Consider the following 24,776-nt stretch of genomic DNA (forward strand, 5'->3'; position numbering starts at 1 on the left):
TCGCGCAACGGTGGACCGGAAGATGCGGGAAGTGCCGCAGATGCCGGTGACGACTCCCGATGGCGCGGTGCAGCACGACGCCAGTTCGGTGTCACTGAAATGGCGCGTCATGCTGCTCGCGATGTCGATGGTGGCGATGGTCGTCGTCCTGATGTCGGTCGCGGTGTACGTCGTGGTGTCCAAGGCGCTGTACGGCGACATCGACAACCAGCTGCACAGCCGCGCGCAACTGCTCATCGAGAGCGGCTCCCTGGCCGTCGACCCCGGCAAGGCCATCGAGGGCACCGCCTATTCGGACGTCAACGCGATGTACGTGATCCCGGGACAGTCCATCTATACCGCGAACCAGCAGGGGCAGACCCTGCCGCTCGGCACGCCGGAGAAGGACGTCATCGCCGGCAAGCTGCTGATGTCGTTGCGTACCACCAACTATCAGCGCGTGCTGGCGGTGCACCTGCAGTCGGGTAACTCGCTGCTGATCTCCAAGAATCTCTCGCCCACCGCCGAGGTGCTCAAGCGTCTCGGCACCATTTTGCTCATCGTGGGTGGAATTGGCATGGCTGTCGCCGCCATCGCCGGTGGCACGGTGGCGCGTACCGGGCTCAGACCCGTGGCCCGATTGACCGAGGCCACCGAACGCGTGGCCCGCACCGATGACCTGCGTCCCATACCGGTGTACGGCAACGACGAATTGGCCAGGCTGACAGAGGCTTTCAACATGATGTTGCGGGCGCTCGCCGAGTCGAGAGACCGGCAGGCCCGCTTGGTGTCGGATGCCGGTCATGAGTTGCGCACGCCGCTGACCTCGCTGCGGACCAATGTCGAACTGCTGATGGCGGCCATGGCGCCCGGAGCGCCGCCGTTTCCAGAGGAGGAGATGACGGGTCTGCAATCCGACGTCATCGCCCAGATCGAGGAGCTGTCCACCCTGGTCGGCGACCTGGTGGACCTGACCCGCGACGACGCCGGAGTGGCGATCCACGAGCCGGTCGAGATGGCCGAGGTCGTCGACCGCAGCCTGGAACGAGTTCGCCGCCGCCGCAACGACATTGACTTCGACGTCGACATCGCGGGCTGGCAGGTGTACGGCGACGGGGCAGGGTTGTCCCGGGCGGTGCTGAACCTGCTCGACAACGCCGCGAAGTGGAGCCCGGCCGGCTCGGTGGTGCGGGTCCGGTTGGGACGCATCAGCCCGACGCACGCGGAGCTGGTGGTGTCCGACTGGGGGCCGGGCATTCCGCCGCCGGAGCGGGCGCTGGTGTTCGAGCGTTTCTATCGGTCGACCACAGCGCGGGCCATGCCCGGTTCCGGTCTGGGGCTGGCGATCGTCAAGCAGGTGGTGCTGAAACACGGTGGCGCACTTCGGATCGAGGACACGGTGCCCGGTGGCACGCCGCCCGGCACGTCGATCCATCTGGTGTTGCCGGGGCGTCCCTCCGGGTTGACCGCAACACACCACCCCTCCGGGCTGGACGTAACGGGCGTGACCACGGAAAATGAACCTGCCCGGACGGGGGAGGAAGTCTAGGGTGCGGCCAGTGGTGTCTCAGTGGATTCTCAGCCCGAATGGGCACCGTTCGGTCATGTCGTTCGTTGTCCCGGCAACGGATCTGAAATACAGGAAGAGTGTCGACCAGTAATGACGAATCACCCGAGGTACTCGCAGCAGCCCGAGTCCGGTCGGCGTTCTGATTCTTATCAGTCCGCGCCCGGCTACGGCGCATCGCAGCAGCAGGGGTCGTCATACGACTGGCGCTACGCCACGCATCAGCAACAGCAGACCACCGGGCAGTACCCCACGGGGAGCTACCCCACCGGCCAGTACCCGACGGGCCAGCACCAGACCGGGCAACATCAGACCGGCCAGCACCAGACCGGCTCGTACTCCAACGGGCAGTACTCGACGCAGCAGTACGGTTCGCAGCCGTACGACCCGTACCGGACGGGACAGCACAATGGCCGGCCGTCCATCACGCCGCGTCCGCAGGGCCAGAACCGTTCCCGCACAGGACCTTTGATCGCCGGTATGGCGGCCGTGGCACTGGTGTCGGCTGGTATCGGTGGCGGCATCGTGATGCTGGCTCAGCCCGACAACTCGAATAGTTCGACGTCGCTGGGCGGTTCGGCTCGCGGCCAGCACGCGGGGAACGCGCCGATCGGTTCGGTCGAGCAGGTCGCCGCCAAGGTGGTGCCCAGCGTCGTGAAGCTCGAGACCGACATGGGCCGGTCGTCCGAAGAGGGCTCGGGCATCATCCTGTCCGCGGACGGGCTGATCCTGACCAACAACCACGTGGTGGCCGGCGCCAAGGATGCCCCGCCCCCAGGGGCTCCGCCGGTCCAGACCAAGGTCACGTTCAACACCGGTAACACCGCGACGTTCCAGATCGTCGGCACGGATCCGAGCAGCGACATCGCGGTCGTGCGGGCCAAGGGTGTTTCGGGTCTGACGCCCATCGCGTTGGGTTCGTCGTCCAATCTGGTGGTGGGGCAGCAGGTGGTGGCCGTCGGCTCGCCGCTGGGTCTGCAGGGCACCGTGACCGAGGGCATCATCAGCTCGCTGAACCGTCCCGTCGCCGCGGGTGGCGATGCCAAGAACCAGAACACCGTGCTCGACGCCATCCAGACGGACGCCGCGATCAACCCCGGCAACTCCGGTGGTGCGCTGGTCAACATGAGCGGTGAGCTGGTCGGCATCAACTCGGCGATCGCGACGCTGGGCGGGGATTCCGGCCAGTCGCAGAGCGGTTCGATCGGGCTGGGCTTCGCCATTCCGGTGGACCAGGCCAAGCGCATCGCCGACGAGCTGATCAAGAACGGCATCGCCAGCCATGCCTCGCTCGGCGTGCAGGTCGGCAACGACAAGGCCATCGACGGCGCCCGGATCGTCGACGTCACCAGCGGTGGTGCGGCCCAGTCGGCGGGCTTGCCCAGCGGTGTGGTGGTGACCAAGGTGGACGACCGGGTGATCAGCAGTGCCGATGCACTGGTAGCTGCGGTGCGCTCGAAGGCCCCCGGTGACAAGGTCACGTTGACCTACCTGGACAACGCGGGCAAACCACAGACAGTTCAGGTCACGCTCGGGAAGGCGCAGCAGTGATGGGCACGGGGAGCATGTCAGAGGCGGGATATACGGTGACAGGCATGGAACAGGCAGGGGAATTGGCCGGGCGCGCGCTTGTCGTGGTCGTGGATGACCGGACGGCGCACGGCGAAGAGGACCACAGCGGCCCGTTGGTCACCGAACTGCTCGGTGAGGCCGGCTTCCTGGTCGACGGGGTGGTCGTGGTCCCGGCCGACGAGATCGAAATTCGCAATGCCCTCAACACCGCGGTGATCGGTGGCGTCGACCTGGTCATCTCCGTCGGCGGCACCGGAGTCAGCCCCCGCGATGTCACTCCGGAAGCCACTCGCACCATGCTCGATCGTGAGCTGCTCGGTATCGCCGAGGCGCTGCGGTCGTCGGGCTTGGCCGCGGGCATTTCGGACGCGGGGCTCTCGCGTGGCCTGGCCGGAGTCTCAGGAAGCACGCTGGTGGTCAACATCGCGGGCTCACGCGCATCGGTGCGCGACGGCATGGCGACGCTGGGACCGTTGGCGGCGTACATCATCGCGCAGCTGTCGAGCCTCGACATCTGAATAGCTGAGCTCCGCTTGGGGCTATCGGTCGAACGGAGTCGCTATGAGTTCGTCCAACATGAACAATCGGATTTGGCAAAAATGTGAGCTTGATCACACTGTGGGAGGGCTGTGATGAGTGATACACGGCCCTCTCGCGACCTAGTTAACAAGGTGTTCGGTGACGTTCTACCGGATGTAACCCGCGATGAATGTAACGAGCAGTCCCCGTCTTCGGATGGTGACCGAGATCGCTGGCTACGGGACAACGTCCCACCGCACCACCGCTGAGCACGTAGTTCTCACAACGGCTGGTCGCTGATTAGGTTAACTCCTGATTACGCCGGTCAATGGCCTCATTGAGACCATGTTTCCGCCCTGTTTCGGGCCCGCGGGGCGCCGTGGTCGGCCCTATCTCGCAGGTGGTTCCCAGCAAACTTTTCCAGCTCGGGAATATATGCGCGGTCTTTACGTCGTTCGCATTGCCGGACGGTGCGCGCGCCGATATCTTCCTCGTGTCAACGATGAGCAAAAGGTAAGAGCAACGTGTGAGATTCACATGGAGGTCTTGCGACGGTCGCGCGGTCAGCTTGCTGGCACCGCCTACTGAGCTAGGGAGAATATGAAGGCATTCAGTCGGGTGCTGGTAGCACTGGTAGCGGCGCTGGCGTCGCTGTTCCTCGGAGCAGGTACGTCCCATGCGGGTCTGGACAATGAGCTGAGCCTGGTCGACGGTCAGGATCGGACGTTGACGGTGCAGCAGTGGGACGCGTTCCTCAACGGCGTGTTTCCTCTGGACCGCAACCGCCTGACCCGTGAGTGGTTCCACTCGGGCCGGGCAAAGTACAACTGCGCAGGGAAGGGCTGCGACCAGTTCGGCGGTACGTTGGAGCTGGGTTACCAGATCGGCTTCCCGTGGTCGCTGGGTGTGGGTATCAACTTCAGCTACACCACGCCGAACATCCTGCTGGATGACTTCAACCCGGCGACGCTGGCCGGTACGGGTGGTGGCGGCATCATCACGCCGAACCTGTTCCCGGGTGTGTCGATCTCCGCTGACCTGGGCAACGGTCCGGGTATCCAGGAAGTGGCCACGTTCTCGGTGGACGTGTCCGGCCCGGCTGGTGCCGTCGCCGTCTCGAACGCCCACGGCACGGTGACCGGTGCGGCCGGTGGTGTGCTGCTGCGTCCCTTCGCCCGGCTGATCGCCAAGACCGGTGACTCGGTGACGACTTACGGCGAACCCTGGAACATGAATTAGCCCTGAAAAGGGTATGAATAGGAGCGCGCAGCCCGTCTGCTGAGCGCCAACGACGTACTTTGGGGCGGCGTTGACAGACCGAATCGGTCAGTCAACGCCGCCCCGTCGTTTTGCCGGGAGCATGACAGTGAAGAACAAGGCCCGGGAGTGGAAAGTTGACGGCGTTCGGTCGTGTTTTGGTGACGGTGTTGGTCGGGGTGTCGTCGTTGTTCCTGGCGGCGGGTACGTCCCATGCGGGTCTGGATGATGAGCTGAGTTTGGTCGACGGTCAGGATCGGACGTTGACGGTGCAGCAGTGGGACACGTTCCTCAATGGGGTGTTTCCTCTGGACCGCAACCGGCTGACGCGGGAGTGGTTCCACTCGGGCCGGGCAAAGTACAACTGCGCGGGCAATGGCTGCGACGAGTTCGGTGGCACGTTGGAGCTGGGTTACCAGGTCGGCTTCCCATGGTCGCTGGGTGTGGGTATCAACTTCAGCTATCAGACGCCGAACATCCTGCTGGACGACGTGACTCCGGCGACGTTCACCGGTCAGGGTTTCGGCGGCATCATCACGCCGAACCTGTTCCCCGGTGTGTCGATCTCCGCTGACCTGGGCAACGGTCCGGGCATCCAGGAAGTCGCGACGTTCTCGGTGGACGTGTCCGGCCCGGCCGGTTCGGTGGCGGTGTCGAACGCGCATGGCACGGTGACCGGTGCGGCCGGCGGGGTGATGTTGCGTCCCTTCGCGCGGCTCATTGCCAAGACCGGTGACTCGGTGACCACCTACGGCGAACCCTGGAACATGAACTGATCCAGTCGGTTCCAGCCGACATACGACACGGCGCCCGGCCAACCGGCCGGGGCCTGGTCGTACTTGCGGGGTATTCGCGCCAGATGCGCTACTTCTTGTCGAGCAGGTCGCGGATCTGCGTCAGCAGTTCGACTTCCTGCTTGATTGCATCCTCCTTGGCGGCGCGGAACCTGCTGTACGGCAGCACGACCACGAAGTAGATGACGGCGGCGACGAGGACGAAGTTGATCGTCGCGCTCAAGACCGCGTTCAGGTCCATGTAGTTGTCGCCGAGCAGGTGGATGCGCAGGACGCCGTATGAGTGGTCGCCCCCGGCGCCGATGCTGGAGATCAGCGGCTGGATCACCTGGTCGGTGAATGACTTCACCAGCGTGGTGAACGCGGCGCCGATGACCACCGCGACCGCCAGATCGACGATGTTCCCCTGTGCGAGGAACTCTTTGAAGCCCTTAAGCATGACTGCCCTCCCTGTGATACGACCTGTACCCACGAACGGTAAGGCGGGCCTGGTCTTCGCGCAGGAAGCAGCGGCCTGATGGTCGCAACAGATGCGGTCCGGTGACGAAATCGAAATCGGCCGCCAGGGAAATTTCGCGGGTCAGTGCAGGGTGACGGTGATCGCCCGGTGCAGAGCCGCCCCGGCGACGGCGTTGGCACTGTGTCGCGGCAGGGCGACGAGCACGACGCGTTCGTCGCCGCTCGTCGGTGACTTGAGGCGTTCGGACACCAGCACCACCCGGGCGTCGGTGGCGATGACCTCGGCCGACGACTGATTTACTGCCGCGCCGGTGTTCTCCGGTCCTGCCAGGACGTCCACGACGTCGCCTGAGCGCAGCAGGTCCGGGAGCGCGGCGTCGGCCAGATGCAGTGGCACCATCCGGGCGTCGGGTCCGGCGGCAGCGGCCGTGAGCCGGGAACCGAGCAACCGCACGTCGGTGATGACCTCACCGCGTCGCGCGGGAGCGGCCAGAGTCGCGCCGACCGCGGCGCTTGATTCGCGCAGTGCGCCGTCGGGAATGCTTGGCGCAGAACGAGATTCGACGACGACGTCGTCAGCCGTCAATGCCGAGCCGGGGGACAGGTCATGCTTGGCGACGACGACGGCGACCTGTCCGTCCCGGGGGTCGGGGCGAAATTCGATGACGGCCGCGAGGACCACGAGGAAGCCTGCGGCGACTCGGCGCGCGGCGGCGGTCCTGGCCCAATCGGGCCGCAGTTTCTGCGTCAGTCGGCCGATCAACGGCGCGTCAAGTGAATCCCCCATGCCGTAACGGTAGGGATTCTGCTCAGGAAACACAGGCCGGAAGGCGTCCGGCCTGTGGATAACTCAGCTGGACGCGGCGGCGGCCGGCGCGGCCGACGGCGTGCTGCTCGACGAAGACGAAGACGACGAGTCCGACGAACTGGAGCTCGACTCGCTCTTGGCCGGTGCGGCCGCGGTGCTGGAGCTCTTCGAATCGCGGCTGTCGGTGCGGTAAAAGCCGCTGCCCTTGAAGACCACGCCGACGGAACCGAACAGCTTGCGCAGTCGGCCCTGGCACTTCGGGCATTCGGTCAGCGCGTCGTCGCTGAATGCCTGCACGGCGTCGAACCGGTTGTCGCACTCGGTACACGCGTAGGAATAGGTCGGCACGGAAACCTCCGAGGTCGTCAAACTTGTTGGCACTCTACCGGGCTAAGTGCCAAAACAGCTATTCGGTCCCGGGCATTCCCAGGCCGGCGCGACTCGCGGGCCGGTGCCGGCGGCAATTGCTTCCGGGAGAACGGCAGGACACATAGCATTGTGTGCATGACTGGCAACATCACCAAGGGCAGCGGCTGCGACAACCCGGACTGCACCTGCGAGGACTGTAACTGCGGGTCGGGATGTACCTGCGGCAAGGACTGACGTCCTCCCGTACTTCCTAGATACCCAGCCTGACCAGCCCTGACCTCGGCGTCAGGGCGTGGGTCATCGGCACGTCGTGCGGTTCGGCGGGCAGCTCCGGCAGCAGGTCGTCGTCGTACACCACCGCCACGAGTAGCGCGTCCGGCGCGGCCAGCGACAGCGAGCGGTCGTAGAAACCCGCACCGCGGCCCAGCCGGACACCGGCACGGTCGACGGCCAGCGCGGGGATCAGAATCACACCCGCCTGCCCGATCGCGTCGGGCGGCAGATGCGGGGTAGCCGGTTCGAGCAGCCCGAATTGTGCCTCCGTCAGGTGCCCGGGCCGATACCAGCCCCAGCTCAGTGGCGTGTCAGGACGGGTCACCGGTAACAGCACCCGGGCTCCCGCCTCGATCAGGGCGTCCAGCATCGTGGGCGAACCCGGCTCGGTGCCGATCGGCACGTAGGCACACACAATGCTCCCGGGGTCCACCACTTCCGGCACTCGCAGTGTCAGGGCTTCGGCATCCGCCTGCCGCTGCTCGGGGGTCAGGGCGCGGCGTCGACGCAGGATGGCGCTGCGCAGGTCACGCTTGCCGGCCTCGGGACTCACGATTACCACGGTGTCATATTTGCTCCCGCGGTGTTGTACACCTGTCCAGGTAATGGCAACTTTGACGTTGCCGCCGACCTCACCAATGCGCACCTTGGTGGGGCGGATCGATGTAATGCCGTTATCGTGTGAACAATGACGACACAGACTTCAGTGCCGATGCCGCGCACCGCGGTGGTCCCGGCGGCTGGTCTGGGCACGCGTTTTCTGCCTGCCACCAAGACCGTGCCCAAGGAGTTGCTGCCGGTCGTCGACACCCCTGGCATCGAGCTGGTTGCTGCCGAGGCCGCGGAGGCCGGTGGCGAGCGACTGGTGATCGTGACCTCGGAGGGCAAGGACGGCGTCGTTGCGCACTTCGTCGAGGACCTCATCCTCGAAGGAACGCTGGAAGCGCGCGGCAAGCACGTGATGCTCGAGAAGGTGCGGCGGGCGCCCGCGTTGATCAAGGTGGAGTCGGTCGTTCAGGCCGAGCCGCTCGGCCTGGGACACGCCGTCAGTTGCGTCGAGCCGGTGCTGCTGCCCGACGAGGACGCCATCGCGGTCTTGCTGCCCGACGATCTGGTGCTGCCGACCGGCGTGCTGGTGACCATGGCGAAGGTGCGCGCCAAGCGTGGCGGTTCCGTGCTGTGCGCCATCGAGGTGCCGAAGGACGAGATCAGTGCCTACGGCGTTTTCGACGTCGAGACGGTGCCCGACGCGGCCAACCCGAATGTGTTGCGCGTCAAAGGCATGGTGGAGAAGCCCAAGGTCGAGGACGCCCCGTCGCTGTACGCGGCCGCCGGCCGATACATCTTGGACCGCGCCATCTTCGACGCCCTGCGGCGCGTGCAGAAGGGTGTCGGCGGTGAGATCCAGCTGACCGATGCCATCGCGCTGCTCATCGAGGACGGCCACCCCGTGCATGTGGTGGTGCACCGCGGGTCCCGACACGACCTGGGAAATCCCGGCGGCTACCTTAAAGCTGCGGTTGACTTTGCGTTGGAACGCGACGACTACGGCCCGGAATTGCGGCGGTGGTTGGTCGAGCGATTGGGTCTTGCCGAGCGCTGAGCGCCTGACACCGGCGGTACGGTTGGCCCGAACATGCGCGAGCATGTGGTCAGCCACGGTGTATGAGGTATCCAGAAAGGCGAGCTGTGCGTTCGGTTGAGGAACAGCAGGCCCGGGTTGCGGCTGCGGCGGTCGCGCCGCGGCCGGTGCGGGTGGCGATTGCCGAAGCACAGGGCCTGATGTGCGCCGAAGAGGTTGTCACCGAACGCCCGCTGCCCGGGTTCGATCAAGCCGCCATCGATGGCTATGCCGTGCGCAGTGTCGACGTGATGGGTGCGGACTCCGGCGGCGACAGCGATGTCACTCTGCCCGTGGTCTCGACCATCGCTGCTGGTGAACGCACCCCCACCCGCCTGCAGCCGCGTCAGGCCGCACGAGTGCAGACCGGTGCGCCGATGCCGACCCTCGCCGATGCGGTGCTGCCGCTGCGTTGGACCGACGGCGGCACAGCGCGGGTCCGGGTCCTGCGCGGTGTGCGGTCCGGCGCCTATGTGCGTCGTACCGGGGATGACGTGCAGCCCGGTGACGTCGCGGTGCGTGCCGGCACCATCATCGGGCCGGCGCAGGTCGGCCTGCTGGCGGCGGTGGGCCGCGAACGCGTGCTGGTCCACCCGAGGCCGCGGCTGACGATCATCTCCGTCGGCGGTGAGCTGGTAGACATCTCCCGGACACCCGGCAACGGCCAGGTCTACGACGTCAACTCCTACGCGCTGGCCGCCGCCGGCCGGGACGCCGGCGCCGAGGTGAACCGGGTCGGCATCGTGGACGGCGATCCCAAGATCCTGCGCGACGTGGTCGAAGGACAGTTGAGCCGGTCGGAACTCGTGGTGATCGCGGGGGCCGTCGGTGGTGCGGCTGCCGAGGGCGTGCGTTCGGTCCTCGCTGAGCTGGGGGAGATGGAGGTCGCCCGGATCGCGATGCATCCTGGGTCGGTGCAGGGCTTCGGAACGCTCGGACGTGACGGGGTCCCGGTCTTCCTGCTGCCGGCGAACCCGGTGAGCGCCCTAGTGGTCTTCGAGGTGATGGTGCGGCCGTTGATCCGGATGTCGCTGGGCAAGCGGCAGCCGATGCGGCGCGTGGTGCCGGCCCGCACTTTGTCTCCCATCTCATCGGTGGTGGGGCGCAAGGGATTTCTGCGTGGCCAGTTGATGCGTGATCAGGACACCGGCGAATATCTGGTGCAGGCGCTGGGCGGCGCGCCGGGCGCGTCGCATCTGCTGGCGACCCTCGCCGAGGCGAACTGCTTGGTGGTCGTGCCCACCGAGGCTGAACAGATCCGTACCGGCGAGTCCGTTGACGTGGCCTTTTTGGCGCAGCGCGGCTGAGCCGTGAACCTGTTGCGATCGAATGCTGTGCATCCGGGCTGGCCGCTGTCGGTGGGCCCGATCCGCGTGCATGCCGGAGTGATCCGGTTACGTCCGGTGCGGTTGCGCGACGGCGCGGTGTGGAGCCGGATGCGGCTGACCGACCGTGCGCACCTGGAGCCCTGGGAACCGGTCGGTGAGGTGGATTGGACTGCGCGCCATGCTGTTTCGTCATGGCCGGCGCTGTGCTCGGGGTTGCGGTCGGAGGCCCGGCGCGGGCGAATGCTGCCGTACGTCATCGAGTTGGACGGTGAGTTCTGCGGTCAGTTGACCATCGGCAACGTGACGCACGGAGCGCTGCGGTCGGCCTGGATCGGTTATTGGGTGGCACGCCAGTTCACCGGCGGCGGGATCGCGACGGCCGCGCTGGCGCTGGGTGTCGATCACGCCTTCGGTCCGGTCGGGCTGCACCGGATCGAGGCGACGGTGCGTCCGGAAAACGGTCCGAGCCGGTCGGTGCTGGCGCGGGTGGGCTTCCGGGAGGAGGGCCTGCTGCAGCGCTACCTGGAAGTCGACGGGGCGTGGCGGGACCATCTGCTGGTGGCCATGACGGTGGAGGAGATGTCCCAGTCGGCGTCATCGGCGCTGGTCAGGGATGGTCGAGCCGCCTGGGTCTGAGTGATTTGTGCACGGTTTTGCGCGGTAGGCGCGGCAAATCGTGCACAAATCGAAAAACGGCTGTGTTGCAGATGTGACATCTGTGACTGATGTGCTTGTAAGTAGCGAATTACAGGTGTGTAATTGACCCTGGCGCGTCGGCTTCGGATGCGCTGGTCACCGACCTAATCTGATGGGGAAAGGAGCCGGCGACATGCCAAGCATCCCCCAATCCCTCCTGTGGATATCCCTCGTCGTGTTGTGGCTTTTCGTGCTGGTGCCGATGTTGATCAGCAAGCGCGAGAACGTCCGCCGGACGAGCGATGTCGCGTTGGCGACCCGTGTGCTCAACACGAACGGCAACAGCCGGCTGCGACGCCGCAGTGGGCCTGCCACGGGGCACCACAGCGATCCGCATTGGAAGCAGGGTGAGGACCTCACCGCGTTCGAAGAGGACTTCGCTCGCAGCGATGCGACCACCGACTCGATCCCGGTCGCCGACCCGGAAGCCGATTCACCGCGTTCGGTGGTGCTGGCCGATCAGGTCGTCGTCGAGGAATCGGCGTACCTCGACGTCGAGGTCGTCGAGATGGACTCCGGTGCGCTGCCGATCGGCGCCTCAGGGCGCATGAAAGCGGTTCCCGAGCCTGAAACCCGCGAGCAGCCAACACTTTTCGACGACGTCGCGACGCCGACCATGGCGATCCGGACCGTTTCCGAGGCCGACTTCGAGCCGGAGGAGGCGCACACCGACGCGATGGCGGCGGCGGACGTCGACGAGGCCGAGGCCGAGGCCGAGCCGACCACCGACGTCCACGAAGCCGTCGCGGCTGACGAGGCTGTCGCGGAACAGGCCGAGGAAGAGGCCGAGGACGGCACCGAACACGACTACGAGTACGTCGACGACACCTCGGGTGTCGAGGCGGTGTCGGAGGACGAGCCGAAGCTGGCCGACTCGATGTCGCACGCGCGCCGCAACCGCTACGAGTCGAAGGCCGCCGTCGCGGCCGCCGAGCGCAAGTACCGGTTCCGCAGCCGGATGCTGTCCGGCATGGCGCTGGCGATCCTGTTCACCGGCATCGCCGCCTACGCGCTGTCGCCCGGCATGTGGTGGGTGTGCGGCACGGTCAGCACCATCTCCGTGCTGTACCTGGCGTACCTGCGCCGTCAGACGCGGATCGAAGAGCAGCTGCGGCGCCGTCGTGCCCAGCGGATGATGCGGTCCCGGCACGGCGTGGAGAACACGCAAGACGAGGAATTCGACGTCGTCCCGTCCCGGCTGCGCCGCCCCGGCGCCGCCGTCCTGGACATCGACGACGAGGACCCGATCTTCGAACACCTGGAATATGCCCGGATGGGCAGGGAGTATGACCTGCCCCGGGCGGCCGGGCAGTAAGTCGGTTTTTATGTGACGGACCGGTGCTGGTAGCCTTTGCATCCGGTAAGGGGCTATAGCGCAGTTGGTAGCGCGTCTCGTTCGCATCGAGAAGGTCAGGGGTTCGATTCCCCTTAGCTCCACAGAGATTGAAATGGGGCCGGTGAATACCGGCCCCATTTCTGTTCTCCGGGCCTGCCGTGATCGGAGACGTCGTTGGGTCGGACGCTTAGGTCTGCTCCGCCGAAGCCGACTGCATGGTCGGCAGCTGCTTCAGGGCGTTGAGTGCGATGTACAGCTCCGCGGAGTCCAGCTTCCGTTCGAAGGAACGCCCGGATAGCTTCTCGATTCGCCGCAACCGATAGCGGACGGTGTTCGGGTGGCAGTGGAGCCGTTCGGCTGCCTGACTTGCCGAGCCGTCGACCTCGAAGTAAACCGCCATGGTCGTGATCAAGAGCTCGCGGTCAGTGTCGGTGAGCTCGAGGATGGGTCCGAGGATCTTCCTGCTGATCGCGGCAGCAGTGGTTGGGGCGCTGACCACCAACATCGGCAAGGGGCTGTCGTCGAACACCGTCACTGCGGCTGCACCCGCCGTCCCGGCAGCGAGCGCGTTCCGGGCCAGATGTAACGCGTGCGGAGTTTGATCGAGACGGCTGAAGGACGGGCTGACGCCGACCCGGCTGGTAGCGAGGGACCGCAGCACGTCAACGAGTTCGGCCATTCCAGCTGTGCTCCGCATGGAGACGATTCCGAGGTGCAGGTCGGGCGTCAGGCGCCACGCTGATCCAATGTCGCGAGCCCGCAGAACGGGTTCGACATTCGGTAAGGCGTGTTGAGCGAGCCCCGGAGCGTCGGCCGCAACCACGGCGAAGGTTCCTTGATAGGGCAGTGCCAACAGATTTGCGGCGTCGTGGACAGTTTTGGCATCGCCCATCCCGCCTTGCAACACTGCTTCGACAAGTGCCGAACGTTCCTGGTCGCGGCGCAGCATCAACAGCGCCACGGTCTCGTTGAAAGCGTTCATCATTGCGCTGGTGAAGGTGTCATGGAAGGTCCAGATCTCACCCGCTATGGACACCAGGTCGGCATCGGAAACTGATTCGGTCTCAGCCGCAGCGGCGACGATCATCTGCCACATGCACTCGAATGAATTCCGAAATGCATTCTGCACCAACGCAAGTGGAACCCTTTGGTCGGCGCGCCGCCGACCCGTACGGCGCGGCGCTTCGAGATCGAGCATCGGTTCATGCGCCAGGTGGCGAAACATGAACTCCAGATTGGCTCGGCAGGATTCGTACAGATCGTCCTCGGGAACAAGGTCGCCGCTTCGGTATACCTCGATGTTCTGCTGAATCCGGTCAACCAGCACGTGCGCCAGCTCCGAAACGCGGGGCAGCAGACTTGCCGCGATCATGCGCCCTGGGTCAGTCGTTTTGGCGGACACTCGTTCAGGGTATTGGAACTACCGGCGCCCTTTGTTCCGGCGGACAATTACGCGCCGCTCGCGTGGTTGCCGTCGCCATCGACTTCGGCGTCCGGACGTCTCAGGATGGATGTGGGAACAGCGTCGCGGGTGTTTCGGATCCCCGACCGATGTCCCTGATGCGAGCGAACTGACAACGATTGAGGTGGAGTGCCGTGGCAACTGATCATGACGAACTGAGCAAGTCTCCGACACCCGATCCGGCTGAGGATAACGCCTTCTTTCCCTCGGCGTATTCATTGAGTCAATACACTTCGGACAGAACCGATTTCGGTGGCGTCAAGCATGCCGGCGCCTATACCGGCGGGCGGTGGAAAGTCCTGATGATCGCCACCGACGAGCGATATCTGCTGATGGACAACGGCACCATGTTCTCCACCGGGAACCATCCTGTCGAGATGCTGCTGCCGCTGCACCATCTGATGGCGGCCGGCTTCGACGTCGACGTCGCGACCATCACCGGAAACCCGGTCAAGCTGGAGCTGTGGGCGATGCCGGGCAAGGACGACGCCGTCCAGCAGACCTATGCCGCGCTCAAGCCCCAGCTCAAGGAACCGTTGAATCTTCGCGAGGTGATCGCGGACAAGCTGGGCCCCGACTCCGACTACCTGGCGGTGTTCATCCCGGGTGGCCACGGCGTCGAGGTCGGCATCCCGTTCAGCCCCGAGGTCGGTCAGGTCCTCGACTGGGCACTGGCCAACGACAAGTTCATTATCACGCTGTGTCATGGTCCCGCGAGCCTGCTCGCGGCCGCGATCGGCAAGGAGGACTCGCCGTTCAAGGGCTACAGCATCTGCGTCTTCCCCGACGCGCTGGACAAGGGCCCCAACAAGGACATCGGCTACCTGCCCGGCGGGCTGCGGCTGTTCATCGCCGAGGCGCTGGAGGACCAGGGCCTGGAGGTGGTCAATGACCAGATGACCGGGCAGGTCCATCAGGACCGCCGGCTGCTCACCGGGGACAGCCCGCTGGCCTCGAACAACCTGGGTCTGCTCGCCGCCGATGCGTTGGTCGAGGCGGTTTCGGCATAGGGGTGACGGTTGGCTGCGGCCAGTCGGGAGAGGTCACGTCGGTGCGTGCTCGCGGAGTACCGCCAACCTTTCGCGGTACTCCGCTTCGGTGATGTCTCCGTGTGCGTATCGCACGGCGAGTACCTCTCGTGCATCGGGTTGGGCGGGTCCGGCATACCGGCTCCGTTGATCGCCACCGGCGACGCGGATCAGTGCGACGATGCCGCCGAGCACCAGTGCCCAGAACAAGAACATCCCGATTGCCATGCCGGCGTAACCCCATCCGCCCATGTCGTGCCCGTACCAGAACATCATGATGCGCTGCTCCTTCCGCTGCTGTGGACCATCGTCTCGCCGCGGACCGGCTCGGCGCTGGTGCCAAAGGGACAGCGGTGATGGGACTTTCGGCACCCGGCACCCGGCACCCGGCCTGCACGCATGGTCAGTTCATCGTGAGGGCCAGGACGACTCCGAAAATCACTGCAGCCGGGGTCATCCCGGCGAGAAACCGAAGTCCGAACCGAGGACCACCGGCAGTGAACGCCAGCACCGTTTTGACGATCAGGTTGGAGCCGAGCGCGGCTGCCACTGCGACGAGTGCGGTATCGACCGTGATGTCGCCCTTGGCGGCAAGGCTCGCGGCGGCGACCGCCCCGGCGTGCGCATCGGCCAGGCCGGCGGCGAACGCGGCGAGCACAGTGCCCCCGGCGCCGAGCACATCAGCACCCCACCGGCCGACGAGCAGCGCAAGGGTCAGGACGGCGGCGAGGATCAGCGCCGGCCGCAGCGCGAAAGGTCGGGTTGTGGGGGCTGCGCCGGCGTCGTGGTCGGGGGCCGGCTTGTCCTCGGTGAGCCGCCCCGCTCCGCGGTAGACGCCGGCGGCGATCGCGACCAGCACGACAGCACCCGCGACGACGGGCGGCCATAGGCGCTTGAGCACTTCGGCATCGACCACGGCGATCACGATGAGCAGCTGGAAAAAAGTGGCCAAGCTGGCCAGCAGAGCGCTGGCCAGGGGCGCCCGCAAACTCGGTGTCGTGCGGCTGAGCCGCCCCATGGACGCCGTCGTTGCGCTCGCTGAGACGAATCCGCCGGCGATGCCCGTGATGAGCAGGCCGCGTTCCGGGCCGAGCGCCCGAACACCGATGTAGCCCACCCATCCGATGCCGGTGAGCAGCACCACGAGGAGCCAGACCTTCTCCGGATTGAGGACGCCGTACGGTCCGAGACCGCGATCCGGTAGCAGCGGCAGGATCACGAACGCGACGACGAGAAACTTGATGGCATCTTCCAGTTCGACCTCGGTCATGATGTCGCGGGCGAAACGATGGATGCGGGTTTTTGACACGAGCAGCCCTGCTACGACGACTGCGAGGGCCACGGCCAGCGCGGGGCGGGAATAGGCAAGCGCGCCAAGGAGGTACGCGACAAGTGCGGCTGTCGCCGTGGTGGTTCCTGGGTCGTCGCCGCTGGTGCGAAAGTAGGCGAGGGCGACGAGCGCACCGACGCCGAGAAATACCGCGACGACGGCCCATTGGCCGAAACCCGCTGCGACTGCACCGGCCAGCGACAGCAGCGCGAACGAGCGTGATCCTGCGGGAAGTTTGCGCGTGTGACTACGCTCGCGCTCCAGGCCCAGCAGCAGCCCGATGGCGAGCGCTACCAGAAAGGGTTCGATCTGCTGCCAGCTCACGTAGGCCCCTGCGGCTATCGCGCCGACGGGAACTGCGGTGTGCGCTTCTCGCGTAGCGCCGTATACCCCTCGACGACATCCGGTCCGAGGAACGTCAGCATCTCGTAGGCCGCCGATTGGTCGAAGATGGGGCCGGCATTGCGGAGCCAGTTGTTGAGTGCGCGTTTGGTGAGCCGGATCGCCTGCTGGGCGCCGGTCGCGAGCACGTCGGCCACCCGGAGTGCTTCGTCCAGAACCTCTTCGCGGGGTAGGGCTTTGGCGACCATGCCGATGCGCTCGGCCTCGATGCCGTCGATCATCTCGCCCGTCATGAGGTAGTACTTCGCCTTCGCGGTTCCGGCCAGCAATGGCCAGATGATCGCGGCATGGTCGCCCGCCGCGACACCGAGCTTGACGTGCCCGTCGCCGATCTTGGCATCTTCGGCGATGATCGCCACGTCGGCCAGCAGCGCGGCCACGGCGCCGGCGCCGACCGCGACGCCATTGATCGCGGACACGATCGGCTTGTCGCAGTTGATCATGTTGTAGACCAGGTCGCTCATCTCGTCGAGCATGTGCGAGACCCGGCCGTAGTCGCCGGCCATGCGTTCGACCATGGCCAGATCCCCACCGGCACTGAATGCCTTTCCCGCGCCGGTGATCACGGCCACCCGGGTTTCCGGATCGGCCGCGACGTCCTTCCAGATGTTGGCGAGTTCAGCGTGCATGCCCTCGTCGGCGGCGTTGTACTTCTCCGGCCGGTTGAGGGTGATCAGCAGGACGCCGTTGTCCCGGCGCGTCAGGGACAGCTGCTGGTAGTCGGTGAGTGCCATCTCGCGAAGCCTTTCTGCTGCATGCGGGTGCATGCAACCGATGGCAACTCACGTTACGGTCTCCGGACCGCCGTCGTGGTCAGCCCGCGCGGACGACGGCCTCGGGCGGCTGCGCTGCCCGCGACCAGGCCAACGGATTCAGGCTGCGATACGGATCGCCGGCCCGGACTTCCTGTAGGTCGGCCAGGATCTGTTCCAGCGCTTGCTGAGTTGTGGACTTGACGGTCTCCACCCACCGGGCATGGTTGGTTCGGCTGGTCGGCGCGGTGGTGGAAATCGGTTCGCCGAATTCCAGATACATGCGCTGCGGGCGGGGGATCAGCGTCGGCCCGATGCCGCGCACCAGGGGCATCGCCATGTCGGCGCGGCCGCCGAACCGCTCGCCGATGGACTGGCTGAGCCGGCCCAGCGGGCTGTCGCGTTCGACGAGGGGTTCGTAGACGTCGTCACTGCCGACCAGGCCGACGGGCACGATCGGGTATCCGCTTTCGATGGCCACGCGGGCGAAGCCGTTTCGGCCGTCCCATTTCAGCTGGTACTCCTCGCCCTTGAACTTGGGCATCTCGCGTCCGCCGCCGGGGAAGACCAGCACGGTCTCGTTGTGCCGCATCAGTTCTCGCGCGGTGTCGGGGTGGCCGACCACGCCGCCATAGGCGGCGACCAGATCGCCGCCGAAGCCCTTGGCCTGTGCCAGGCCCCGCTCGGCCAGGGGGCGTACTTGCACTCCGAGCTCGCGGCGGGTGAAGTACGGCATCAGCAGTATCTCGGCGAAGCCGAACGCGGTGTGATTGCCGACCAACAGGAAGCGGCCGTCTCGGGGCAGTCGGTCCAGCCCGGTGACGTATGGCCGGTACAGGTCCATCAGTGGGTCGAGGGCATCGCCGGTGGCATCCAACACGTTTCGCAGTGTGCGGACGCGTTGTGGCGGATCCATGATGGCGGCGATCTCGTCGTCGGTGACGGTCGGCCGGCCCTGTGGCGGTCCGAATCCCATCGTTGCTCCCATCGGTGCGGTGGTGTTGACACCACGGTACCGACAGTTTTGCTAGCTCAGCTAATATTTTCCTGTGAAGTTCGCAACCCTGTCGCGCGCCTTCCAGAGCACCGCGAGTCCCGCCGGGAGCAGCAACGCCGCGATCACCAGCGGGATGCGTTCGATCCCGGCTGCCGTCGTGAAGTGTTGGTGCTGAAGGACTTCCAGCACCGTGCCCGACACCGCGACACCGATGCCCACGATCGTCACCAGCGCGGTGAGGGTGACGCCCGCTGCCTCTCCGGCGCGCTCGGGTGCGACGACCGTCTGCGTGGCCACCGTGGTGAAGGCGTACACCAGGCCCATGGTGAATCCGCAGACCGTCAACGCCGCGAGGTACGGCACCCAGCGCTGCGAAACAGCCAGCCCGGCAAGCGATACCGCCGCCGCGGTGCACCCGGTGCCCTGCAGCGCCCGAAACCCAATGACGGCAACGGCGGTGGGTGCCAGGGCGCAGCCCACCGAGGCGATGCCGAACAGGGCGATGCCACCGAGCAGCGCGCGGCGACGACCGAAGATGTCACCGATGCGGCCGGCCGGCACCATGAAGGCGCCGACGGTGAGCATGTAGACGCTGACCACCCATTGCAGATCGGTTGTGGTGGAGCCCAAATCGGCTGCCGTGCGGGGCAGCGCCAGATTCATGGCGAAGTAGTCGAGCTGTACGCAGAACAGCGCAGTCGAGACCGCCGTGAGGATCCACCGCGAGCGCACGGGACCAACACTGGGGGTCACGAGTCGACGATACGGCCCTCAGTGGTTGAGCTCGGGCCTATTCGGGAACCCGCGCAACGCGGCTCGTTCCTTCGGTGTCGTCGCACCCCAGATGCCGTAGGGCTCACCGGCTTCCATGGCGTGGCCGAGGCAGTCACGCAGGACGGGGCAATGGTGGCAGATCTGCTTGGCGTGCTCTTCGTGCGCGATTCGCCGCGCGCCGCGGTCGTCGTCACCGGTGTAGAACACCTCGGCCGGCAATCCGCGGCACCGGGCATGCAGCTGCCAGTCCCAGGCTGCGGTGGTGACCGCGCCCCGCGTGTGGCACGCGGGGCGCGGCCGAGGCCGGATGGTGCGTGAAGGAGAGCCGAATGTTCCGCCCGGGTATGGGGAAACCTGCGGCAAGGTCATCGGCCGTACTTGCGATTGAACTTCTCGACGCGGCCGGCGGTGTCCAGGATCTGGCGCTTGCCGGTCCATACCGGGTGCGAGTCCGAGGTGACGTCGACGACGATCAGGGGGTAGGTGTGAACTCCGTCGGCGGTCTGCCATTGGATGGTTCGCGAACTGGTGGCGGTGGATCGGGTCAGGAACGTGCGTCCGGTGGTGGCGTCCTGGAAGACGACGGGGTGGTAGTCGGGGTGAATGCCGGCTTTCATGAGGACCTCCAGCGACTAAGTGAAAATCGTTTTCAATAAGGCGTGGCCGACGATACCTGAACCGCGCAGGCTTGTCGAAAATCGTTTTCAGTAAAGGGTGGCGTCAACGGCACCACGCGGCGTGCCGTCCGCCGGTAACGTTTCCGACGTGCCGGAATCGACGACGGATGAACTGGCCTCGCTGGGTTTCTTCTCCAAGTGCCGTCAAGAGGACCTTGACCGGCTCGCGCCCTTGCTGCGTCCGTTGACGGCCGAACCTGGCGAGGTGCTGATGACGCAGGGTGAACCTGCGCAGTCGTTCATCCTGATCAGCGCCGGCAGCGTCCGGGTGACGCACACCGCCCCCGATGGCGAACTCAGCGTCCACAACCTCGGCCCGGGCCTGATCGTCGGTGAGATCGCGCTGCTGCGAGGCGGCACCCGCAACGCCACCGTGCTGGTCACCGAACCGCTGACCGGATGGATCGGCGGGCACGACGCCCTGACCGCCATGCTCGACGTCCCCTGTATGGCAGAGCGGCTGGTGCGTACGGCGCGCCAGCGGCTCGCGGAGTTCATCACGCCACTGCCGGTGCGGCTGCGCGACGGCAGTCGGATGTTCTTGCGGCCCGTGCTGCCCGGCGACAACCCGCGAGTGCGTCAGGGACCCGTCGAGTTCTCGACCGAGACCATGTACCGCCGGTTCCAGACTGCCTATGAACCCAGTCCCGCGCTGATGGCCTACCTGTTCGAGGTCGACTACGTGGACCACTTCGTGTGGGTGCTGACCGACGGGACGGAGGGGCCCGACGGCCCGATGGTCGCCGATGCGAGATTCGTTCGGCTGCACGAGAATCCGACTGTCGCCGAGGTGGCCTTCATGGTGGGTGACGACTACCAGGGGAAGGGTATCGGAACCTTCCTGATGGATGCGCTGGTGCCCGCGGCCCGTGGCGCGGGCATCGAGCGGTTTGCGGCGCGAGTGCTGTCCGACAACTTTCCGATGCGCAAGATTCTGGAGCACTACGGTGCGACCTGGGAACGCGACGACCGGAACATGATCGTCACCGAGTTCGACGTGCCGCCACCTAAGCAATTGTCGTTGTCGCACAAGCAGTATCGCGACATCTACACGCTGGCGCAGCACGTGATCAAAGCGGTCGGCTGATGGCCGACTCGCTGTACTCCGGGCGTCCGCTGCTGAACAAGGACACCTCGGTGTGTATCTCGCTGGCCGCCCGGCCCAGCAACATCGGCACGCGCTTCCACAACTACCTCTACAACGAGCTCGGTCTGGATTTCGTCTACAAGGCCTTCACCACGACGGACATTGCCGCGGCGATCGGTGGCGTCCGAGCCCTGGGCATCCGCGGCTGCTCGGTGTCCATGCCGTTCAAAGAGGACGTCATTGCACTAGTCGATGATCTGGAAGAGTCTGCGCGCGTGATCAATTCGGTGAACACGATCGTCAACGACGCGGGCCGGCTGACGGCCTGCAACACCGACTATCTGGCGATCGCGCGGCTCATCGACGAGCGCGGCCTGAACCCTGCGGAGACGCTGCTCATCCGCGGTAGCGGCGGCATGGCCAGCGCTGTGGCAGCGGCGTTCCGGGACAAGGGATTCGAGGTGGGCACCATCGCGGCCCGCAACCAGGAGACCGGCGGCCGGTTGGCCGACCGGTTGGGGTATCGCTACGCGGCAGACGCGTCAGGTGGCGCGGACATCGTCGTCAACGTCACCCCGATCGGGATGGCGGGTGGGGCCGAAGCCGACGATCTGTCGTTCGAACCGGACGTTATTGCCAAGGCACACACCGTGTTCGACGTGGTCGCCCTGGCATCGGAGACCCCGCTTGTGCGCGCGGCGCGGGCGGCCGGGATTCCGGTGATCACCGGCGCCGAGGTCATCGCACTGCAGGCCGCCGAACAGTTCGAGCGCTACACCGGGGTGCGGCCGACCGCCGAGCAGGTCGCCGCGGCCTCGGTGTTCTCCCGCGCGTGAACTGCGCCTGACTCAGGGCACAGTGATCTTCAGTGACTTGTCGATCGACGACGTCGCATCCATCAGCGGCGCGATCGTCTCCTTGGTGCCGCTGGCGTTGATCTGCAGCACGATCACGCCGTCCTTGGTCGGGATGGCCGCCGTCTTCTGGGCCATCAGCCGATCCTTGCCGTCCTGGTTGTACATGCCGCCGACCTGACACGCCTTGAAGCCGGCGAGCTTGGCGTCGCAGTTGGTGCCGGCGTCCTGCCAGTTGTGCAGGTTCTGCAACTCGCCGGGCGCGTACTCCAGCACCTCGTCGGCATTGCCGCCGGGCAGCTTCGAGATCAGCACGATGATCGTCGGTGGGTCGGCCTTCATGGCCGGGTCATCGAATTTGCTTGCGCTCCACGCCCATTTCGGCGTCAGCGCGCCCGCGTCCACCCAGCCCGGTGGGAGCGGCATGGTGAGCGTCGGCGCACCGGGATCACCGGGGTGCAGCTGCTGCTCGGTGATGTTCTTCTCGCGCAGGTAGTCCCGGATGGTCTTCTTCGGCGCTGCCGGAGCCGCCGGCGCGCCGGGCGCCGACGAGGTCGGTGCGGCCGCGGCGCTGGTGCTCGAGGCGCTGCTGGACGTCGACGACGGTGCCGGTTTCGAGCCCGAGTCGCATGCACTCGCGCCCAGCGCGCTCACCGTCACGGCCAGCGCAACGCCGGCCACCTTCATCGACACCATTTCCGTCTCCTGTCGTCGGATGCAGACTACGGGGCGGACGCGGCGGGCGGCGCGAGCTTTCGTCGCTGTGCCGTGTCCGCAAAAGATGCGTCGGCGTGGCACCGGGTATCTGCCGCGGTCGGCGGGTTTGCCGTGCTATCAACAGCAAATGCGCGCATTCGCGTTGTCGGCAGCGGTTCTGCTGTGCGCCGCGTGCGGGTCGACCACCGAACCCGCGCGGCCGACCACCACTGCGGCCGCGAAGCCCGCCGATCCGGCCGCCATCGGTCGGATGCGCCGGCAACTGCCCAAGGAGCTGCAGGGCTACGAGTTCGGGGCGTTGCCCGCGCCCGCCGCGCCGACGACGTTCTGGGGCATGCCGTCCGGTTCGGTTGCGGACCCGGCGGACTGTGGCGCGTTGGTGGCGGCACCGGCTGACGGGGTGCGCGGCTGGTCGGCGTCAGGGGCGGGCGGCATCGTGTACGTGACCGCGGCGCCGGGCGACGCCCCGGCGACAGAGCTTGCCGGCGACTGCCAGTCCTGGACGTTGAGCACCGGCCGTGCGCGCGCGGCCGTCGACCGCACCGACGCACCCCGGATCGCCGACGCCCGGACACTGGGCATGACGGCGCACATCACCACCAGTGTCGAGAACGGCGCGCAAACCCATTCGCAGGCAACGACTCTGATCGCCTACGCCGATACGCTGGCGGTTTCGGTCACCATGGTGACCGATCCGGGGGCTGTCGCGCCCGCGCTGCCCGCGGATCTCCCGGCGACGTTGTTGGACGCGGCCGTGCGGTCGGTGCGGGGCATCCCGGCCAGCGACGCGTCAGCCCGGTAGATTCGCCACAATGCGCAGAACGGTGCTCGCGGTGGCCTCCGCCGGTCTGGTGGCGGCATGCACGTCCCACGCCCAGGTGGTCGCCGACCCCGATATCACCAAGATCCTTGATCTGAAGGGCACTTTCGGGCCCGAATACCAGGTCAAGACGGTTGCGCCGACGGGCATCGACCCGCGCGCGTTCGCCCCGCAGACACTGCCCCCTGGCCTGAAATTCGAGCCACCGGACTGCGCCAAGTTCGCCTCCGGCATGGCCGTCTCACCCGGCGCCAAGGGCAACATGACTGCCGTCACCGCAGAAGGCCAGGGCAACCGGTTCGTCATCCTGGCGGTGGAGACGTCCGAACCGATCGCTCCGGCTGACCCGGGTGACGCCTGCAAGAAGGTCGCCTTCTCCGGTGCGGGGCTGCGGGGTCTGGTCGAAGAGGTACAGGCACCGGCCATCGACGGGGTCAATACCGTCGGCACCCATCGCATTCTCGAGACGGTGGCCAATGGCAAGCCCGCCACCGGCCAGCTCTACAACTACGTCGCCGGTTTCGGCAGGTTCCTGGTGATCGTCACCGCCAACTCGCTTGTCGTGCCGGACCAGCCCGTCGTGCCGGTGAACACGCAGCAGGCGACTGAGCTGCTGACCAAATCGGTCTCGACGGTCAGGGGTCAGTAACTAGCGCACGTCGCGCGGCCGGAACTGGATGCTGATCCGTGGTCCGGTGGGGCGGGCGGTCTTGGGTACCGCGTGCTCCCAGGTGCGCTGGCAGGCGCCGCCCATGACCAGCAGGTCGCCGTGGCCCTGCGGTAGCCGGACGCTGGTGCGCCTGCCGTCCGCGGCGGCAGTACGCGGGCGCAACGCGAAAACCCTTGTCGCCCCGAGGCTCAGCACCGCGACCATGGTGTCCTGGGTGCTGCTGCGGCCGATGGTGTCGCCATGCCATGCCACGCTGTCGGCGCCGTCGCGGTACAGGCACAGGCCCACGGTGGTGAACGGCTCGCCGAGTTCGTGGGCGTAGGCGTCGTTGAGCCGCACCCGCAGCCGCGCCAGCCCGGGATGCGGCGCCCGTTCCCGGGCCAGGTCGTGGAAGCTGACGAGACGCGGTACGTCCAGCACCTTGTCGTACATCTGGCGCTGCTCGGCGCGCCACGGAATTGCGGTCAGCAGTTCGTCGAACAGGGTGTCGGCACCCGTGAGCCAGCCGGCGCGGACGTCGACCCAGGCGCCGTCGTCGAGCCACCGCCGTTCGGCATGGTCGAACAGCGAACCCTGAACCGCCAAGGACACCCCGCGATCTTATCGCACAGGCGTTCGATGCGCCGGG

At 66.4% G+C, this 24,776-nt stretch carries 28 protein-coding genes and 1 tRNA gene; 15 read left to right on the plus strand and 14 right to left on the minus strand.

Annotated elements, in window-relative coordinates; genetic code table 11:
- Positions 1–40 precede the first annotated feature (40 nt).
- The 5 genes from TL10_RS00945 to mspA (TL10_RS00965) all read left to right on the plus strand — a co-directional run bounded on the left by TL10_RS00945 (position 41) and on the right by mspA (TL10_RS00965) (position 5,670).
- Positions 41–1,528, plus strand: a complete 1,488-nt coding sequence (locus TL10_RS00945) for a sensor histidine kinase (protein ID WP_043984157.1) — start codon at positions 41–43, stop codon at positions 1,526–1,528.
- 111 nt (positions 1,529–1,639) lie between these two features.
- Entirely contained in the window at positions 1,640–3,097 is a 1,458-nt protein-coding gene (locus tag TL10_RS00950; protein ID WP_043984035.1) for a S1C family serine protease, read from the plus strand.
- Entirely contained in the window at positions 3,097–3,636 is a 540-nt protein-coding gene (locus TL10_RS00955) for a MogA/MoaB family molybdenum cofactor biosynthesis protein (protein ID WP_081936828.1), read from the plus strand. Before TL10_RS00950 ends, TL10_RS00955 begins: the two co-directional genes overlap by 1 nt.
- 601 nt (positions 3,637–4,237) lie before the next feature.
- The gene (gene mspA / locus TL10_RS00960; protein ID WP_043984036.1) at positions 4,238–4,876 is read left to right on the plus strand and encodes a porin MspA; all 639 of its coding nucleotides are present in this window, start codon (positions 4,238–4,240) and stop codon (positions 4,874–4,876) included.
- A gap of 155 nt (positions 4,877–5,031) precedes the next feature.
- Entirely contained in the window at positions 5,032–5,670 is a 639-nt protein-coding gene (mspA, locus tag TL10_RS00965) for a porin MspA (protein WP_043984038.1), read from the plus strand.
- Positions 5,671–5,758: 88 nt separating this feature from the next.
- Here mspA (TL10_RS00965) and mscL read toward each other — a convergent pair whose 3' ends face one another.
- The 4 genes from mscL to TL10_RS00985 form a co-directional block, all read right to left on the minus strand.
- Complete coding sequence (gene mscL / locus TL10_RS00970) at positions 5,759–6,127, minus strand: large-conductance mechanosensitive channel protein MscL (RefSeq protein WP_043398854.1); 369 nt, start codon at positions 6,125–6,127, stop codon at positions 5,759–5,761.
- Positions 6,128–6,268: 141 nt separating this feature from the next.
- The gene (locus TL10_RS00975; protein ID WP_043984041.1) at positions 6,269–6,934 is read right to left on the minus strand and encodes an SAF domain-containing protein; all 666 of its coding nucleotides are present in this window, start codon (positions 6,932–6,934) and stop codon (positions 6,269–6,271) included.
- Positions 6,935–6,997: 63 nt separating this feature from the next.
- Positions 6,998–7,303: an FmdB family zinc ribbon protein gene (locus tag TL10_RS00980; protein WP_043398861.1), complete on the minus strand. Its 306-nt coding sequence runs from the start codon at positions 7,301–7,303 to the stop codon at positions 6,998–7,000.
- A 271-nt stretch (positions 7,304–7,574) separates the two neighbouring features.
- Positions 7,575–8,153: a 5-formyltetrahydrofolate cyclo-ligase gene (locus TL10_RS00985; RefSeq protein WP_043984158.1), complete on the minus strand. Its 579-nt coding sequence runs from the start codon at positions 8,151–8,153 to the stop codon at positions 7,575–7,577.
- A 132-nt stretch (positions 8,154–8,285) separates the two neighbouring features.
- Between TL10_RS00985 and TL10_RS00990 the strand changes: the two genes are divergently transcribed.
- From TL10_RS00990 to TL10_RS01010, 5 genes are all read left to right on the plus strand, one after another.
- Complete coding sequence (locus TL10_RS00990; RefSeq protein WP_043398864.1) at positions 8,286–9,200, plus strand: UTP--glucose-1-phosphate uridylyltransferase; 915 nt, start codon at positions 8,286–8,288, stop codon at positions 9,198–9,200.
- Positions 9,201–9,286: 86 nt separating this feature from the next.
- Positions 9,287–10,525, plus strand: a complete 1,239-nt coding sequence (gene glp, locus TL10_RS00995; RefSeq protein ID WP_043984043.1) for a molybdotransferase-like divisome protein Glp — start codon at positions 9,287–9,289, stop codon at positions 10,523–10,525.
- Positions 10,526–10,528: 3 nt separating this feature from the next.
- A complete protein-coding gene (locus TL10_RS01000; RefSeq protein WP_043984044.1) occupies positions 10,529–11,182 on the plus strand; it encodes a GNAT family N-acetyltransferase in 654 nt (217 codons plus the stop codon).
- 193 nt (positions 11,183–11,375) lie between these two features.
- Entirely contained in the window at positions 11,376–12,557 is a 1,182-nt protein-coding gene (gene sepX / locus TL10_RS01005; protein ID WP_043984046.1) for a divisome protein SepX/GlpR, read from the plus strand.
- Positions 12,558–12,606: 49 nt separating this feature from the next.
- Positions 12,607–12,679 (plus strand) — tRNA-Ala (locus tag TL10_RS01010).
- A gap of 86 nt (positions 12,680–12,765) precedes the next feature.
- Here the strand turns inward: TL10_RS01010 and TL10_RS01015 are convergent.
- Positions 12,766–13,980, minus strand: a complete 1,215-nt coding sequence (locus tag TL10_RS01015; protein ID WP_131630657.1) for a PucR family transcriptional regulator — start codon at positions 13,978–13,980, stop codon at positions 12,766–12,768.
- 194 nt (positions 13,981–14,174) lie between these two features.
- Between TL10_RS01015 and hchA the strand changes: the two genes are divergently transcribed.
- A complete protein-coding gene (hchA, locus tag TL10_RS01020) occupies positions 14,175–15,050 on the plus strand; it encodes a glyoxalase III HchA (protein ID WP_043398875.1) in 876 nt (291 codons plus the stop codon).
- A gap of 33 nt (positions 15,051–15,083) precedes the next feature.
- Here hchA and TL10_RS01025 read toward each other — a convergent pair whose 3' ends face one another.
- From TL10_RS01025 to TL10_RS01055, 7 genes are all read right to left on the minus strand, one after another.
- Positions 15,084–15,344 (minus strand): SHOCT domain-containing protein, encoded by a 261-nt coding sequence (locus TL10_RS01025; protein WP_043398877.1) that lies wholly within the window; start codon positions 15,342–15,344, stop codon positions 15,084–15,086.
- A 127-nt stretch (positions 15,345–15,471) separates the two neighbouring features.
- The gene (locus tag TL10_RS01030; protein ID WP_043398879.1) at positions 15,472–16,722 is read right to left on the minus strand and encodes an MgtC/SapB family protein; all 1,251 of its coding nucleotides are present in this window, start codon (positions 16,720–16,722) and stop codon (positions 15,472–15,474) included.
- A gap of 14 nt (positions 16,723–16,736) precedes the next feature.
- Positions 16,737–17,534 (minus strand): enoyl-CoA hydratase/isomerase family protein, encoded by a 798-nt coding sequence (locus tag TL10_RS01035; RefSeq protein WP_043984047.1) that lies wholly within the window; start codon positions 17,532–17,534, stop codon positions 16,737–16,739.
- Positions 17,535–17,613: 79 nt separating this feature from the next.
- A complete protein-coding gene (locus TL10_RS01040) occupies positions 17,614–18,528 on the minus strand; it encodes a lysophospholipid acyltransferase family protein (protein ID WP_043984048.1) in 915 nt (304 codons plus the stop codon).
- A gap of 60 nt (positions 18,529–18,588) precedes the next feature.
- Positions 18,589–19,302: an MFS transporter gene (locus TL10_RS01045; RefSeq protein WP_082067788.1), complete on the minus strand. Its 714-nt coding sequence runs from the start codon at positions 19,300–19,302 to the stop codon at positions 18,589–18,591.
- Between the two features lie 18 nt (positions 19,303–19,320).
- Positions 19,321–19,692, minus strand: coding sequence for a WhiB family transcriptional regulator (locus tag TL10_RS01050; RefSeq protein WP_234711335.1), 372 nt, complete (start codon positions 19,690–19,692; stop codon positions 19,321–19,323).
- Complete coding sequence (locus tag TL10_RS01055) at positions 19,689–19,940, minus strand: type B 50S ribosomal protein L31 (protein WP_043984051.1); 252 nt, start codon at positions 19,938–19,940, stop codon at positions 19,689–19,691. The genes TL10_RS01050 and TL10_RS01055 overlap by 4 nt, the downstream gene beginning before the upstream one ends.
- Positions 19,941–20,088: 148 nt before the next feature.
- Here TL10_RS01055 and TL10_RS01060 point away from each other — a divergent pair, with 148 nt between their 5' ends.
- Positions 20,089–21,087 (plus strand): acetyltransferase Pat, encoded by a 999-nt coding sequence (locus TL10_RS01060; RefSeq protein ID WP_234711336.1) that lies wholly within the window; start codon positions 20,089–20,091, stop codon positions 21,085–21,087.
- Positions 21,087–21,923, plus strand: a complete 837-nt coding sequence (locus TL10_RS01065) for a shikimate 5-dehydrogenase (RefSeq protein WP_043984053.1) — start codon at positions 21,087–21,089, stop codon at positions 21,921–21,923. Before TL10_RS01060 ends, TL10_RS01065 begins: the two co-directional genes overlap by 1 nt.
- Before the next feature lie 12 nt (positions 21,924–21,935).
- On the opposite strand, the gene TL10_RS01070 is transcribed toward TL10_RS01065, so the two are convergent.
- Positions 21,936–22,637: an LpqN/LpqT family lipoprotein gene (locus tag TL10_RS01070; protein ID WP_043398886.1), complete on the minus strand. Its 702-nt coding sequence runs from the start codon at positions 22,635–22,637 to the stop codon at positions 21,936–21,938.
- A gap of 148 nt (positions 22,638–22,785) precedes the next feature.
- On the opposite strand from TL10_RS01070, the gene TL10_RS01075 reads away from it, so the two are divergent.
- Positions 22,786–23,460, plus strand: a complete 675-nt coding sequence (locus tag TL10_RS01075) for a DUF5642 family protein (RefSeq protein ID WP_043984055.1) — start codon at positions 22,786–22,788, stop codon at positions 23,458–23,460.
- A gap of 10 nt (positions 23,461–23,470) precedes the next feature.
- Positions 23,471–24,127 (plus strand): DUF5642 family protein, encoded by a 657-nt coding sequence (locus TL10_RS01080; protein ID WP_043984057.1) that lies wholly within the window; start codon positions 23,471–23,473, stop codon positions 24,125–24,127.
- Here the strand turns inward: TL10_RS01080 and TL10_RS01085 are convergent, their stop codons facing one another.
- Entirely contained in the window at positions 24,128–24,739 is a 612-nt protein-coding gene (locus tag TL10_RS01085; protein WP_043398896.1) for an alpha-ketoglutarate-dependent dioxygenase AlkB, read from the minus strand.
- Positions 24,740–24,776: the final 37 nt, after the last annotated feature.

Source organism: Mycolicibacterium llatzerense, assembly GCF_000878195.1.
Taxonomy (GTDB): Bacteria; Actinomycetota; Actinomycetes; order Mycobacteriales; family Mycobacteriaceae; genus Mycobacterium; species Mycobacterium llatzerense.

Coding starts and splice junctions, on each gene's coding strand:
- TL10_RS01040 (WP_043984048.1), bottom strand. CDS start 18,528: ATGGGATTCGGACCGCCACAGGGCCGGCCGACCGTCACCGACGACGAG.
- TL10_RS01025 (WP_043398877.1), bottom strand. CDS start 15,344: ATGATGTTCTGGTACGGGCACGACATGGGCGGATGGGGTTACGCCGGC.
- TL10_RS00990 (WP_043398864.1), top strand. CDS start 8,286: ATGACGACACAGACTTCAGTGCCGATGCCGCGCACCGCGGTGGTCCCG.
- mspA (WP_043984036.1), top strand. CDS start 4,238: ATGAAGGCATTCAGTCGGGTGCTGGTAGCACTGGTAGCGGCGCTGGCG.
- mscL (WP_043398854.1), bottom strand. CDS start 6,127: ATGCTTAAGGGCTTCAAAGAGTTCCTCGCACAGGGGAACATCGTCGAT.
- TL10_RS01055 (WP_043984051.1), bottom strand. CDS start 19,940: ATGAAAGCCGGCATTCACCCCGACTACCACCCCGTCGTCTTCCAGGAC.
- TL10_RS00955 (WP_081936828.1), top strand. CDS start 3,097: ATGGGCACGGGGAGCATGTCAGAGGCGGGATATACGGTGACAGGCATG.
- TL10_RS00945 (WP_043984157.1), top strand. CDS start 41: ATGCCGGTGACGACTCCCGATGGCGCGGTGCAGCACGACGCCAGTTCG.
- TL10_RS01075 (WP_043984055.1), top strand. CDS start 22,786: ATGCGCGCATTCGCGTTGTCGGCAGCGGTTCTGCTGTGCGCCGCGTGC.
- TL10_RS01050 (WP_234711335.1), bottom strand. CDS start 19,692: ATGACCTTGCCGCAGGTTTCCCCATACCCGGGCGGAACATTCGGCTCT.
- TL10_RS01080 (WP_043984057.1), top strand. CDS start 23,471: ATGCGCAGAACGGTGCTCGCGGTGGCCTCCGCCGGTCTGGTGGCGGCA.
- TL10_RS00950 (WP_043984035.1), top strand. CDS start 1,640: ATGACGAATCACCCGAGGTACTCGCAGCAGCCCGAGTCCGGTCGGCGT.
- TL10_RS01065 (WP_043984053.1), top strand. CDS start 21,087: ATGGCCGACTCGCTGTACTCCGGGCGTCCGCTGCTGAACAAGGACACC.
- TL10_RS01070 (WP_043398886.1), bottom strand. CDS start 22,637: ATGGTGTCGATGAAGGTGGCCGGCGTTGCGCTGGCCGTGACGGTGAGC.
- TL10_RS01035 (WP_043984047.1), bottom strand. CDS start 17,534: ATGGCACTCACCGACTACCAGCAGCTGTCCCTGACGCGCCGGGACAAC.
- TL10_RS00975 (WP_043984041.1), bottom strand. CDS start 6,934: ATGGGGGATTCACTTGACGCGCCGTTGATCGGCCGACTGACGCAGAAA.
- sepX (WP_043984046.1), top strand. CDS start 11,376: ATGCCAAGCATCCCCCAATCCCTCCTGTGGATATCCCTCGTCGTGTTG.